At 67.1% G+C, this 13,645-nt stretch carries 11 protein-coding genes and 2 pseudogenes; 9 read left to right on the top strand and 4 right to left on the bottom strand.

Annotated elements, in window-relative coordinates; genetic code table 11:
* The first annotated feature begins 26 nt into the window (after positions 1 to 26).
* The 8 genes and pseudogenes from BN118_RS15175 to BN118_RS15140 all read left to right on the top strand — a co-directional run bounded on the left by BN118_RS15175 (position 27) and on the right by BN118_RS15140 (position 8,248).
* Entirely contained in the window at positions 27 to 1,013 is a 987-nt protein-coding gene (locus tag BN118_RS15175; protein ID WP_003806967.1) for a Bug family tripartite tricarboxylate transporter substrate binding protein, read from the top strand.
* Between the two features lie 152 nt (positions 1,014 to 1,165).
* Positions 1,166 to 2,309, top strand: a pseudogene (locus tag BN118_RS15170) (glycosyltransferase family 4 protein).
* Positions 2,310 to 2,315: 6 nt separating this feature from the next.
* Entirely contained in the window at positions 2,316 to 3,134 is an 819-nt protein-coding gene (locus BN118_RS15165) for a PhoP regulatory network YrbL family protein (RefSeq protein WP_010931581.1), read from the top strand.
* 158 nt (positions 3,135 to 3,292) lie between these two features.
* Positions 3,293 to 4,264 (top strand): LysR family transcriptional regulator, encoded by a 972-nt coding sequence (locus BN118_RS15160; RefSeq protein ID WP_014905994.1) that lies wholly within the window; start codon positions 3,293 to 3,295, stop codon positions 4,262 to 4,264.
* A 25-nt stretch (positions 4,265 to 4,289) separates the two neighbouring features.
* Complete coding sequence (locus BN118_RS15155; protein WP_041166212.1) at positions 4,290 to 5,291, top strand: ABC transporter substrate-binding protein; 1,002 nt, start codon at positions 4,290 to 4,292, stop codon at positions 5,289 to 5,291.
* Between the two features lie 63 nt (positions 5,292 to 5,354).
* Positions 5,355 to 6,125, top strand: a complete 771-nt coding sequence (locus tag BN118_RS15150; RefSeq protein WP_014905992.1) for an ABC transporter permease — start codon at positions 5,355 to 5,357, stop codon at positions 6,123 to 6,125.
* On the top strand, positions 6,113 to 6,904 hold the full coding sequence (locus BN118_RS15145; RefSeq protein ID WP_003818330.1) for an ABC transporter ATP-binding protein: 792 nt from the start codon (positions 6,113 to 6,115) through the stop codon (positions 6,902 to 6,904). Before BN118_RS15150 ends, BN118_RS15145 begins: the two co-directional genes overlap by 13 nt.
* Before the next feature lie 27 nt (positions 6,905 to 6,931).
* Positions 6,932 to 8,248, top strand: coding sequence for an NAD(P)/FAD-dependent oxidoreductase (locus BN118_RS15140; RefSeq protein ID WP_010931585.1), 1,317 nt, complete (start codon positions 6,932 to 6,934; stop codon positions 8,246 to 8,248).
* 124 nt (positions 8,249 to 8,372) lie between these two features.
* Here the strand turns inward: BN118_RS15140 and BN118_RS21095 are convergent, their stop codons facing one another.
* From BN118_RS21095 to BN118_RS15125, 3 genes are all read right to left on the bottom strand, one after another.
* Entirely contained in the window at positions 8,373 to 8,495 is a 123-nt protein-coding gene (locus BN118_RS21095; RefSeq protein WP_255032786.1) for a hypothetical protein, read from the bottom strand.
* Positions 8,496 to 8,569: 74 nt separating this feature from the next.
* Positions 8,570 to 9,214 (bottom strand): TetR/AcrR family transcriptional regulator, encoded by a 645-nt coding sequence (locus BN118_RS15130; RefSeq protein WP_003818333.1) that lies wholly within the window; start codon positions 9,212 to 9,214, stop codon positions 8,570 to 8,572.
* Between the two features lie 35 nt (positions 9,215 to 9,249).
* Complete coding sequence (locus tag BN118_RS15125; RefSeq protein WP_010931587.1) at positions 9,250 to 11,427, bottom strand: malate synthase G; 2,178 nt, start codon at positions 11,425 to 11,427, stop codon at positions 9,250 to 9,252.
* Positions 11,428 to 11,670: 243 nt separating this feature from the next.
* On the opposite strand from BN118_RS15125, the pseudogene glcC reads away from it, so the two are divergent.
* Positions 11,671 to 12,436, top strand: a pseudogene (gene glcC, locus BN118_RS15120) (transcriptional regulator GlcC).
* Here the strand turns inward: glcC and BN118_RS15115 are convergent.
* Entirely contained in the window at positions 12,433 to 13,560 is a 1,128-nt protein-coding gene (locus BN118_RS15115) for a saccharopine dehydrogenase family protein (RefSeq protein WP_003818337.1), read from the bottom strand. The pseudogene glcC and the gene BN118_RS15115 sit on opposite strands and share 4 nt — an antisense overlap.
* Between the last annotated feature and the right edge of the window lie 85 nt (positions 13,561 to 13,645).

Below are 13,645 nucleotides of genomic sequence, written 5' to 3'. Positions count from 1 at the left end.
CCGGTCAAGACAACAAGGGGAATGAAATGAAGAAGCTGATGCAGTGGGGCGCCGCGCTGGCGCTGGCGGTAACGTGTGGCGCAGCCCAGGCGGGCGACGCGGTCGCGGCCTATCCGCAGCGGCCGGTGCGGCTGATCGTGCCCTATGGGGCGGGCGGCGCCGCCGATGTGCTGGCCCGCATCATGGCCGAGAAACTGTCGGCCATCTGGAAGCAGCCCGTCATCGTCGAGAACAAGCCCGGCGGCGTGGGCACGATAGGCATCATGGCCACCGTGCAGGCCGAGCCCGATGGCTACACGCTGGTGTCGGTGCCGGTGTCCGACCTGGCGGTCAATCCGCACTTGTACAGGAAGCGGCCGTTCGATGTGCGCAAGGACCTGGCGCCGGTCAGCCAGGTCGGGGCGGTGCCCAATGTCCTGCTGGTCTCCAATGCGTTGGAAGTCGGCGACGTGCAGGCCCTGGTGGCGCGCGCCGCCGCCAAGCCCGGATACCTGACCTATTCGTCGCCGGGGGTCGGAAGCCAGGCACATATCGCGGCCGAGATGTTCGCCATGCGCGCGGGCCTGTCCTTGCAGCACATTCCTTACAACAGCGTGCCGGCGGCGCTGACCGACGTGGCGGGCGGGCAGATCGACATGATGTTCGCGCAGTTGCCGGCCGTGCTGCCTTTCGTCAAGAGCGGCCGGGTGAAGGTGCTGGCGGTCGCCGCCGACGCACGCACGCCATTGTTGCCGGACCTGCCGACCCTGGGCGAAGTGGGCGGTCCGTCGATCGGCGACGCCATCTCGTGGTCGGCGGTGATGGCGCCGGCCGGCACGCCCCTGGCGTTGCGCGAGAAGATCGCCGCCGGTATCGCCAGCGCAATACAGTCACCGCAGGTCAGGGAGAAGCTGGCTGCCCAGGGACTTATCGGGCTGGGCGGCACGCCGCAGCAGCTGGAGCAGGCGTGGCGCCAGGACTACGAGCGCTATGGCGCGGCGGTGAAGGCCATGCATATCCAGCTGCTCGATTGAGCCGCATGCAGCGGGCTGCCGGCGATAATAAAAAACCTCTCTGAATGTGTCGTTATGTGATTTGCGCGATGCGTGGGTAGCACGTTAAGGTTGCCGGGATCTTTCCTGCCAGCAGTGTGTCTATGTACTACATTCACACTGCTACTCTCAGAATGTCCCAACCGCACCCACTGCGCATCGCGCACGCTGAGGCCGCGATAGGCTTTGGCGGGCAAGAGCAGCGCATCCTCAAAGAAGCCCTGGCCATGCGCGAGCGCGGCCATCATGTCGAACTCATTTGCCGGCCCCAGGCCAGGTTGATCGAGCGCGCACTCGACGCAGGCATCCGCGTGCACACCGTGCCCATGGGCGGCTTGCGCAATTTCGTGCGCGGCGTGCCGCGCGTGCGGCGCATCCTGCGCGAGGGCGGCTTCGACGTGCTCAATACGCACAGCCGCATCGATACCCTGCTGGCGGGCGCCGGCGCGCGCCTGGCGGGCACGCCGCTGGTGGTGCGCACGCGCCATCTGAGCAATCGCGTCAACTCGATGCTGTCGTACACGTGGATACCGCACCGCGTCAGCACGGTCAGCGATCATGTGCGCCGCTACCTGATCGAGCGTGGCGTGTCGCCCGCGCATATCGAAACCATCTACTCGCCCATCAACCTGCCCCCGCCGGGCCTGCGCTCGACGCTGCGCGACGAGCTGGGCCTGCCGGCCGACGCCGTGGTGGTGGCGTGCGTGGCGATCATGCGGGCCACCAAGGGGCATCGCGAACTGATCGAGGCGCTGCGTCCGTTGATGGCCAGCCGTCCGCAGGTGCATCTGGTGCTGGTGGGCAATGGTTCGCCGCTGTTCGAGCAACTGCAGGCGCTGATCGCCGAGCTCGGATTGGGCGAGCGCATTCACATGCTGGGCTTTCGCGATGACGTGCCCAACGTGCTGGCAGGCAGCGACATATTCGCGCTGCCCACGCGCAAGGAGGCGTCGGGCACGGTCTTTGTCGAGGCCGCGGCGTGCGGCTTGCCGGTGGTCGGCGTGGATGTCGGCGGCGTCAGCGAGATGTTGCGCAACGGCGAGACGGGGCTGCTGGTTCCTCCCGACGACGCGGCTGCCCTGCAGGGGGCGCTGCGCAGCCTGATCGACGATGCATCCTTGCGCGCGCATGGGCGGCGCCGGCGAGCGCATGGTGCGCGACGAAGGCAAGTTCTCGCTGGCCCGCCTGGCCGAACGTACCGAGCTGGTTTATCGTAAATGGCTCGCCGAGCGGCGCGATGCGCCCACCGCTGCATCCCGATCGGCGCGGCAATCCTGATCGCACATGTCCATACCAACTTCCCGCCTGGCCGCCGTGCAGGCGCCGCCGCAGGATATCGCGCCGCAGACGCTGCGCGACCGCATGCCTGCCGTCCTGCCGGTGATGGATGTCGTGCCGGCGGCCATGGACTGGCCGCCGTTCGCCGTAGTCGACTTGCTGGGCGCGACGCTGCTCGCCACCGGCAGCGAGCGCGATGTCTACCAGCATCCGGGCAACGCCGCGCTGCTGATCAAGATCGTCAATCGCGCGCGCATCAATGAGCCGGGGCGGCGCCGTCCCTGGCACAAGAAATTCCATCGCGAGGATGCGCACCGCGTGTTCATCACCGAACTGATCGAGTACATCTCGACGACGGTGCAGTTGCGCCAGGCCGACGGCAATACGCTGCTGGCGCGGATTGCCGGCCTGGCGCTGACCTCTGCGGGACTGGGCCTGGTGGTGGAGAAGATCGTCGATGCCGAGGGCAAGGCCGCGCCCACCTTGGCGCAGGTCGTGTCGACCCAGGGGTTCGGGCCGCAGCTGCGCGAGCAGTTGCGGGCGTTTTTCCTGGCGTTGATCGAGGCGCATGTGATCTTCAACGACGTCAGCGCCCGCAATATCGTGGTCGGCCGCAACGCGACCGGACAGGATGGCCTGTTCCTGGTCGACGGCTTCGGGCCCAAGCAGCTGCTGCCGCTGTACGCATGGAGCAAGACGTTGAATCGCCGGCGCCTGCTGCGCAAGTACGAGGACATGGTGCGCAAGCTGGCGCGGCTGGGCGACCGGTTGGCGCGCCAGGCCGGGCAGCCCTTGCCCGGCGACGGCGCCAGGCCGCCGCGCTAGGGCAATCCCAGGCAAGCGGCCCCGCAGCGGGGCGCGGCTGGCCGCAAGGCCGGCCGCTTGTCGCCCGCACGCTAATACTTTCTATAAGAATTACTTAACAAGTTCTTAGTTTTCGCCTAAAAATCTCCGTTTTCTTAGTATTGCTTACAGGAGACAGTATGGGCGCGCTCAAGAACGATTCCAGCCTCGATGTACGCATGCTGCGCATTTTTGCCGCGGTGGCAGCGGCCGACAGCCTGTCGGCCGCGGCGCAGGCGTTGAACATCACGCAATCTGCCGTATCGCAGACGGTTACCCAGATCGAAAGCATCCTGGGCATGCGGGTGCTCGACCGTACCCGCCGTCCCTATCGGCTCACGCCTGCCGGCGTCGCGCTGCAGCGCCAGTCGCGCCAGATCGTCGACGATATCGACCGCCTGATCGCGCAGGTGCGCGAAGCCGACCTGATGAACCGCCCGGCGATCCGCATCGGGATGATCGATTCGTTCGCCGCGACCACCGGCCCGGCCATCGTCAAGCGGCTGACGCAAAGCGCCAGCCAGGTGCTGGTCTGGTCGGGGCTGGCCTACGGCCACGCCCAGGCGTTGCTGAACCGGCAGGTCGACATCATCGTTACGACGGATGCGCTCGAGGACGTCGATGGCCTGGTGCGCCGGCCCATCCTCAACGAGTCGTTCGTGGTGGTGGCGCCGGCGGTGCGCGCCGACGAGTTCGCGCCGCTGGACCTGCGCCAGATGGCGCAGGCCGCGCCGTTCATCCGCTTCAGCGGCCGGTCGCATTTCGGCGCCATGATCGAACGCCATCTGCGGCGTTGCGGCGTGACCGCGCCGCCGTTCCTGGAAATCGACACCAGCGACGTGGTGATGGCCATGATTGCCGCCAACCTGGGCTGGGCGCTGATGACGCCGTTGTGCCTGCTGCAGGGGCGTTCCTGGCTGGACCAGGTCGTCGTGCTGCCGCTGCCCGGGCCCAGCCTGGCCCGCACGCTGCACCAGGTGTCGCGCCTCGAGGAGTACCAGGAGATGGCCGACATGTTCTGGCAGCTCAGCCGCCAGGCGCTGGAGACCGAAATTTTCCCGCAAGTGACGACGCAGCTGCCCTGGCTGGGGCGGCAGATGCGGCTTTGTTGAAACACCTACTACAAGGAGATTGAGCATGCAGGAGACTCGCCGACAATTCATCAAGGGCATGGCGATCGGCGCCGCCGCCCTGGCGCTGCCGGTAGCCGGCCGCAGTTGGGCCGCGCAGGCCGAAGCCGTGCGCTACGGCGGCTCGGCCTGGCTGGGCCACTACCCGGCCTGGCTGGCGATCCAGGCCGGCTATTTCAAGGCCGAGAACCTGGAAGTGGGCTGGGAGTCGTTCGGCACCACCTCGGCGCGCGTCAGCGCCCTGCTGTCGGGCAACATCGACATGGCGGTGACCGCCGCGCCGGCCGCGCTGGCGGTGATGTCGCGCGGCTCGCGCCACTTCGCCATCATCGGCGTGCCCGAGAACTTCGGCCGCGTCGAGGGCCTGATCGTGCGCAGCCAGGTCGCGCGCCTGGAGGACCTCAAGGGCAAGAAGGTCGGCGTGACGTTCGCTTCCAGCGCCCACCTGCTGGTCCTCAACCTGCTGGACCAGGCAGGCCTGAAGGCAGGCAAGGACGTGACGGTGCTCAACGTGCCGGCGCCGGAACTGCCGGCGGCATTCCAGTCCGGCCAGATCGACGCGGCCGCGGCCTGGACTCCCCAGTTCAACGCCATCCGCGCCATGCCGGACGCCAAGGTGCTGGTCGATGACACCAGCTTCTCGCTCTACAAGGAGTATGGCGTAACCCCGGGCCCCGACGTGCTGGTGGCGCGGCGCGCCTTCCTGGACAAGAACCCCGAGGCCGTCAAGCGCTTCCTGAAAGCGTACTTCCGCGCCAATGAGCAGCTCAAGACGCAGCCCGACGCCACGGTGGCGGCGCTGACCGAGCTGACCAAGCTGTTGGCGGCCGATCAGCTGGAGATGGTCAAGGGCGCCGACTGGTACACGGCCGCCGAGCAGGGCGCGCTGCTGGCGCCGGGCAGCAAGTACATCGACGGCCTGCAGAAGCTGGCCGAAATGATGGTGCGCTACGACCAGATCGACAAGGCGCCGCCGGTGCGCGAGTGGGTCGACGCGGCGTACCTGTAAGCCGACACGATTGTCCTGCCGGCGGGCGAGGCTGCCCGCCGGTTCTTTGCCTGGATTTGAACGATGAATGCACAAAATCGCCAGCGCCGTCCGGATCTGCTGCTGATCAGCAGCGTGTCTGTGATCGTGCTGTTGTTGTTCTGGGAAGCCGTGTGCCGCCTGCAATGGGTGGATGCGCTGTTCCTGCCGCCGCCCTCGGACGTGTTCGCGCGCATAGGCAACATGTGGGAGCAGGGCTCGCTGCTGGACCACATCGTGGCGTCCGCGCGGCGCGTCATGGTGGGCTTTGCCGCCGCTACCGCGCTGGCCATACCGCTGGGGATTTTCCTGGGCACGTCGCAACGCGCGCGGGCGGCTTTCGATCCCATCCTGTCGTTTCTGCGCCCCTTGCCCTCGATGAGCTGGATTCCCCTCTCGCTGCTGTGGTTCGGCATCACCGAAACGCAGAAGTACAGCATCGTGTTCATGGGCACGTTCGCGCCGGCGCTGCTGTATGTGATCGAAGCCACGCGCAATATCGATCCGCTGCTGATCCGCGCCGCGCGCAACCTCGGCGCCAGCGGCCCGCAGGTCATGCGCTCGGTCATCCTGCCGGCCAGCCTGCCGCAGATCTTCAGCGGCTTCAAGGTGATCCTCGGCCTGTCGTGGACCTGCGTGATCTCCGCCGAGCTGGTGGCCGCCAAGGAAGGCCTGGGCTTTCTCATCATGAACGGCAAGGAGTTCTTCCAGACCGATACGGTGGTGCTGGGCATGGCGCTGATCAGCGTGACCGTGCTGGTTACCGACGTAGTGTTCCGAATCATTGAAAACAGGGTGCTGGCATGGTCGCGGTAAACGATCCCATGATTTCCATCGAAGGTATTTCCAAGTCGTTCGGGCCGTTTCAGGCGCTGCAGGGCGTGGACCTGAAGATTCCGCGCGGCGAGTTCCTGGTCGTGCTGGGCGCTTCGGGTTGCGGGAAATCGACGCTGCTCAACCTGATCACGGGGTTCGAGCGTCCCACCGCCGGACGCATCGTGGTCAATGGCCGCGAAGTGGTCGACGTCGATCCGCACTGCGGCATGGTGTTCCAGCAGTACGCGCTGTTTCCCTGGCTGACCGTGGCCGAGAACGTCGCGTTCGGCCTGAAGATGAAGGGCGTGGCGGCGGCCAGCCGGCGCGAAACCGCGCAGCAGTTCATCGAGATGGTCGGCCTGAAGGGATTCGAGAACGCCTATCCCAAGGCGTTGTCGGGCGGCATGCGCCAGCGCGTGTCGATCGCGCGCGTGCTGGCCAACGATCCGGACGTGATCCTGCTCGATGAACCGTTCGCCGCGCTCGACGCCATGACGCGCCAGGTGCTGCAGGAAGAGCTGACGCGCATCTACGAGCAAAGCGGCAAGACCATCGTCTTCATCACCCACTCGATCGACGAGGCGCTGCTGCTGTCGAGCCGCATGGTCATCATGAGCGCGCGCCCGGGCCGCGTGGCCTGCGACATGCCCAACGACCTGCCGTATCCGCGCAATGCCGATGTCCAGCTTTCGCCGCGCTACATCGAACTGAAGTCGCAGATCTGGGACATCGTGCAGAACGAAGTGATGCGCAGCCTGCAGGCGCGCGCCGACCAGTAATTCCTCAACCGCAACATCGAACTCATCATGTCTTCCCCATCAGGGTCATCGCGGACTTTCCCTCAGTATCAAAGTGGTTCCGGCTGGAACGCCATGCTGCCCAAGCGCACCCCGCGCACCGCGGCGCCGGCGCGACGGCATTTCAAGAGCCTGGTCATCGGCGCCGGCTACACCGGGCTGGCGGCGGCGCGCCGCCTGGCCGAGCTGCAGCCGCAGGACCAGGTGCTGGTGGTGGACGCCACCGTCGCCGGGGAGGGCTCGGCGGGCCGCAACTCGGGCTTCCTGATCAACCTGCCGCACAACACCCGCATGAGCGGGCATCACAGTCCGCTGGAAGTGGCGCGCAAGCAGATCGCCATGCTCCAGTCGGGACTGGACTGGCTGGCGCAGCTTTCCGGACAGGGCGGCTTCGACTGCGGCTGGGATCTGGCCGGCAAGTATCACGCCGCGGCCACCGCCGACGGCGAGCAGAGCCTGCGCGGCGCGCTGCAACAGTACGGCCAATGGGGCGTGGCGTACTCCGAGCTGGACCGCGATGCCCTGCAGGCGCAGTTGGGCACGCGCTATTACCGGTTCGGGTATCACTCCATGAACAACGTCTTCGTGCAGCCGGCCGCGCTGATACGGGGGCTGGCCGACAGCCTGCCGGAGAACGTCTGGCTGACGGAGGACAACCCCGTGCTGTCCATCGACGGCAGCGGGCCGTACAAGGTGCGTACGCGCGGCGGCGAGTTCACCGCCGACAACGTGATCTTGGCCAACAATGCCTTTGCCCGCAGGCTGGGCTTCCTGCGCAGCCGGCTGGTCACCATCTTCACGTACGCGGGCGTCACGCCGGTGCTCAGCCCCGCGCAGCAGGCGCTGCTGGGCGAGCGCGACCAGTGGGGCGTGATTCCGGCCAATCGCCTGGGCACGACCTTGCGGCGCATCAGCGGCGGCCGCTTCATGGTGCGCAGCGCCTATTCGTACGAGGCCGAACAACCGCTGGAGCGCATGGAACAGCTGCTGCGCGATTCGTTCGTACGCCGCTACCCGGACCTGGCCGCGCACGATTTCGAATACGTCTGGAGCGGGTCGACCGGCCTGACGGGCAACGGCGCATCGTTCGTGGGCGCCATCCAGCCCGGCCTGTATGCGTCGGTCGGCTGCAACGGCGCTGGTGTCATCAAGGGCACGATCTACGGCAAGCTGCTGGGAGAACAGGTGGCGGGGCATCGCAGCGCCATGCTGGACGACCTGGCCAGTTTCGAGAAACCGAACTGGCTGCCTCCCGAGCCGCTGCGCCGCATCGGCGCGCTGAGCACGATTGCCTACCAGGCCCGCAAGGCAGGATTGGAAAAATAAGTAATCTACCCGGGAGCCTGTCCCCGCATGGGGACTGGCTCCCGCCAACTTCAGCCGTCAGGTGCCTGTCCCCGCGGGGACAGGCACCCAGGAAGGGACAGGCTCCCGCCACCCCCCAAGCGCTTCAAAACAGCGTCATGTCCTCGTTGCGGTCGGGCAGCTGGCGCAGCAGGCGGCGCCAGCCCTGGCAGGCTCGCACCAGCCCCGCCAGCAACATGACGCCGGCACCGATTGCGATCATTTTCATGATTTCCTCTTTTCGCACGGACGTGCGAATTTAATCGAAAAAAACCGGCGCCCGGCGCCGGACCATGACTGCGTTCAGGTGTTGCGGTAAGTGGCGATCAGGCGCGCGTAGGCTTGCCGTACGCGCTCATGCGCTCGCGGGTCGCGCAGGAAGCGCGCGTCATGCATCAGGCCGACCATCAGGCTGTAAATCTCGAACACCAGTTGTTCCGGATCGGTGTCCGGGCGCAAATGGCCTTCGTCGATCGCTTGCCGCACGGTACGCCCCAGCGCGGCGCGCCAGCCGCGCACATTGGCTTCCACGCGCCCGCGCATCGGGTTGTCGACATCGTCGTACTCGAAGGCGCCGGCCACGTAGATGCAGCCGGTCAGCGCCTCGACGTTGGCGGCGCGTTCGATCCAGTGGCCGACCATGGCATCCAGGCGCGGCAGGCCGCGCGGCGCGGCCATGGCGGGCGCGAACACCGCGCCCAGGAAGCGCCGGTCGTACTCCTGCAGGACGGCGTGCAGCAGCGCCTCGCGCGAGCCGACCCGCGAGAACACGCCGCTCTTGCTGATACCCAGCCGCTTGGCGACTTCGCCAAGCGTCAGGCTTTCCATGCCCTGCGCCGCGGCCATGTCCAGCGCCGCGTCCACGATGGCCGCAAAGGTGAGTTCGCTCTTGGGGATGCTCATGCCAGGCAATTTAGCACGATCGTGCGAAAAATGGCAGCCCGGCAAGCAGGCGCCCGCCGGCAGGCGGGCGCCTGGCGGCGTCAGCGCCGGGCCGCCTTGAAGGCTTGCCGGTACTCGTGCAGCAGGGGCTCGGTGTAGCCGTTGGGCTGGGTCAGGCCCTCGAATACCAACGCGCACGCCGCGCGGTAGGCGAACGAGGTGTCGAAGTGGCCGGCCATGGGCAGGTAGTTGGGATCGCCGGCGTTTTGCTGGTCGACGACCTTGGCCATGCGTTCGAACGTGGCGTTGACCTGTGCGCGGTCGACGATGCCGTGGCGCAGCCAGTTGGCGATGTGCTGGCTGGAGATGCGCAGGGTGGCGCGGTCTTCCATCAGGCCGACGTTGTTGATGTCGGGCACCTTCGAGCATCCCACGCCCTGGTCGATCCAGCGCACCACGTAGCCCAGGATGCCCTGGGCGTTGTTGTCGAGCTCGCGCTGGATGTCATCGGCCGACCAGGCGGCCGGATCGCCTACCGGAACGGTCAGCAGGCCGGCCAGCAGTTCGTCGCGCACGCTGTCGTAGCGGGTTTGCTCCAGCGCCTGCTGCACGGCCGCGACGTCGACCTGGTGATAGTGCATGGCGTGCAGGGTCGCGGCCGTGGGCGAGGGCACCCAGGCCGTGTTGGCGCCCGCCTTGGGGTGGCCGATCTTCTGTTCGAGCATGGCCGCCATCATGTCGGGCATGGCCCACATGCCCTTGCCGATCTGGGCGCGCCCGCGCAGGCCGCAGTCCAGCCCGACCAGCACGTTGTTGCGCTCGTAGGCGGTGATCCAGGCGCTGGATTTCATATCGCCCTTGCGCAGCATCGGGCCGGCCTCCATGCCGGTATGCATTTCGTCGCCGGTGCGGTCCAGGAATCCGGTGTTGATGAAAGCCACGCGCGCCGCCGCGGCCGCGATGCAGGCCTTCAGGTTGACGCTGGTGCGCCGCTCTTCGTCCATGATGCCCATCTTGATGGTGTGGCGCGGCAGCTTGAGCAGGTCCTCGACGCGGTCGAACAACTCGTTGGCGAAGGCGGCCTCGGCCGGCCCGTGCATCTTGGGCTTGACGATGTAGATCGAGCCGGTGCGCGAGTTGAGCCGGTTGGCGCGGTCGGGCAGAGCGGCCAGGCTGGTGATCACCGCATCCAGGATGCCTTCCGGCACTTCACTGCCCTGCTCGTCGAGGATGGCCGGGTTGGTCATCAGGTGGCCGACGTTGCGCACGAACATCAACGAGCGGCCGTGCAGCGTCAGGGTGCCGCCGTCGGGCTTGTGGTACTGGCGGTCGGCGTTCAGGCGGCGGGTGAAGGTCTTGCCGCCCTTGGTGACCGATTCGCTCAGGTCGCCCTTCATGAGCCCGAGCCAGTTGCGGTAGATCAGTACCTTGTCGTCGGCATCGACGGCCGCCACGGAGTCTTCGCAATCCATGATGGTGGTCAGGGCGGCCTCGAGCAGCACGTCCTTGACGCCGGCGGCATCGGTGGCGCCGATCTGGTGCTGGCGGTCGATCTGGATTTCGAAGTGCAGGCCGTTGTTGGCCAGCAGCACGGCGGCCGGTTGCGAGGCGTCGCCCTGATAGCCGGCCAGTTGCGCGGGGTTGCGCAGGCCCGTGCGCTGGCCGGCGCCCAGCGTGACCACCAGCTTGCCACCCTCGATGGCGTAGGCGGTGGCGTCGGCGTGCGAACCCTGGGCCAGCGGCGCCGCCTCGTCCAGGAAGGCGCGCGCGCGGGCGATCACGGCTTCGCCGCGCGCCGGGTTGTAGCCCTTGCCGTCATCGCCGGCCACCGGCGGGATCGCGTCGGTGCCATAGAGCGCGTCGTACAGGCTGCCCCAGCGGGCGTTGGCCGCGTTCAGCGCATAGCGCGCGTTGGAGACGGGAACCACCAGCTGCGGGCCGGCCTGGCTGGCGATCTCGCTGTCCACGTCGCGGGTACTGGCGGTTACCTGTGCCGGCTGGGGCTGCAGGTAGCCGATGCGTTCGAGCAGCGCCTGATACCCGGCGCTGTCGCGCACGGGGCCGGGATGGGCGCGGTGCCAGGCGTCGATTTCGCCCTGCAGGCGGTCGCGCTCGGCCAGCAGTTCGCGGTTGCGCGGCGCGAGGTCGCGCACCAGGGCAGCGAAGCCAGCCCAGAACTCGTCGGGCGCCAGGCCGCTGCCGGACAGCGCCTCGTCTTCGATGAAACGGTGCAGGGAGGCCGCCACTTGCAGGCCATGATGCGGGATGCGTTCAGTCATGCGGGTCTCGCGTCGTGAAAAAGGGCCGGAGCCAGGAGCCCGGCCGGGATTGGGAAATCGGAACCGCCATCATCGGCCGGGCGAGCCGGTCTTGTCCATAGCAAAAAGTACTGGTCATACCAGTTTGTGCGAATGCACATGGCGGCGAGATAAATATTTATATCTGGTTTTCAATCACATAGAATGCCCGTTCGTGTGGAGCAAGTAGCAGCGGATATCGTGGTCATACCAGTGAGGCAAGTCATGGAACCAGGCGTCGACGGGGCGCGCAAACAGATCGCCGAAGTGGTGGCCGAGCGTATCGAGCGGCTGATCCTCGATGGCGTGCTCAAAGCCGGGCAGGCCCTGCCGTCCGAGCGCCGGCTGACCGAAAAGCTGGGTGTATCGCGCACGGCGCTGCGCGAAGGGCTCAGGGTGCTGCGGGCGCGCCAGATCATCCATACCGCCCAGGGCAAGGGTTCGTACGTGGCGCAGATCTCGCAGGTGGATGCGGGCCCGCTGGTGCACCTGTTCAATTCGCAGCCGCGCACGTTGTACGACCTGCTGGAGGTGCGCGCGCTGCTCGAAAGCGAATCGGCCCGGCTGGCGGCGATCCGCGGCACGGACGCCGACTTCATCATGATCCGCCGCCGCTATGACGAAATGCTTGCCGCGCACGGCCGCGAGACCGACAGCGCCACCCATGCGCACCTGGACCACGCTTTCCACCTGGCCATCTGCCAGGCCTCGCACAATGCGGTGCTGGTGCATACGCTGCAATCCCTGACGGATCTGCTGCTGGGTTCGGTATTCGCCTGCGTCAACAATCTCTACCACCGCGAGCCGCACAAGCGCCACATCGACCAGCAAGCACGAGCGCCTGTTCCTTGCCGTGCTGGCGCGCGAGCCCGAGCAGGCTCACCAGGCCGCCCGCGCCCATGTGGACAGCGTGCGCCAGAGCCTGGCCGAGATCGAACAGGAAGAGCAGCGCCTGGTGCGCGCGACGTTGCGCCTGGAGGGTTGGGTCTAGGACCCGGGCAACAACGCCTGCGGCGCCTCCCGCGCCGGCAGCGGCTGGCCGGCGTAGATGCGGCCGTAACGGTTGTCCAGCAGGGCTGCCAGGGGTACTTGTTCCTGGCCGATGAAGCCACGTTGCGGCAAGTGGCCGTGGACCGCCAGGTCAAGCATGGTGCAGATGCCGGCGGCGGTGGAGAGCTGGATGGCGCTGAGCGTCTGGCCGTCCACCGTGGCGCCGTAGATACGCGCCGAGAACGATTCCTGCACCAGCCGTTGCTGGCGATAGCCGCTGGCCGAGGCCAGGATCACGATCACGTCCTGGTCGGTCGAGGGGATGGCGCTTTCCAGGATTTCCTGCAGCAGGTCGCGCCGTTCGCGCAGCCGCAGGTCATTGAGCAGCAGCTTCATGATGGCGCAGTGTCCGGGATAGCGGATCGACTTGTAGTCGACGTTGCGCGCCTTGCCCAGCAGCGTCTGCGGCAACGTGCCCAGCCCGCCGGAGGTGTTGAACGCCTCGTACTCGATGCCGTCGAGCGTGAAGGTTTCGTAGCCCTCCATGGGCGGCACGGCAACCAGCGCGCCATCGACGATCGCCTCGCAGGCATTGCAGTATTCGTTGATCAGGCCCTCGGTGCTCCAGGTCAGGTTGTAGCGCAGCGCATTGGAAGGAAAGCGCGGCAGCGCGCCCACGCGCATGCGCAGGTCGAGCAGCCGGTCGAAGCGCCGCGACAGGTCGCTGCCCACCACGCCGATGAAGCCCGGCGCCAGCCCGCATTGCGGCATCAGCACCGTGCCGGCCGAGGCAGCCAGTTCGCGGATCGCGTGGGTGCTGGCGACGTCTTCGGTCAGGTCGAAATAATGCGCCCCGGCGCGTACGCATGCGGCCGCGGCGGCGCGCGCGCGATGAAACGGCAAGGCGTTGAGCACCGCGTAGCGGCCCGAGACGGCCTGTTGCAGCGCATCGTCATCGCGCACCTGCGCCGTCCGGCACCCCAGCCTGGCGACCGCCTGCAGGCGCGCCGGGTCCTGGTCCGCAACCAGGATGTCGTAGTCGCCGCCGCGTTGCAGCAGCAAGGCGATGGCGGCGCCGATCTTGCCGGCGCCGAGGATGGCGATGGGGTAGGGCGGTCGTACCATGGCAGGCTCCCGGGCGAGGGTTGCGGGCATGCAACCATGCTAACGAGCGCTGCTGTCGATATGTAGCGGTGAAAACGTCGTTTTG

The sequence above is a fragment of the Bordetella pertussis 18323 genome, from assembly GCF_000306945.1.
Lineage (GTDB): Bacteria > Pseudomonadota > Gammaproteobacteria > Burkholderiales > Burkholderiaceae_B > Bordetella > Bordetella pertussis.
This window is presented reverse-complemented; position numbering and strand designations above follow the sequence as displayed.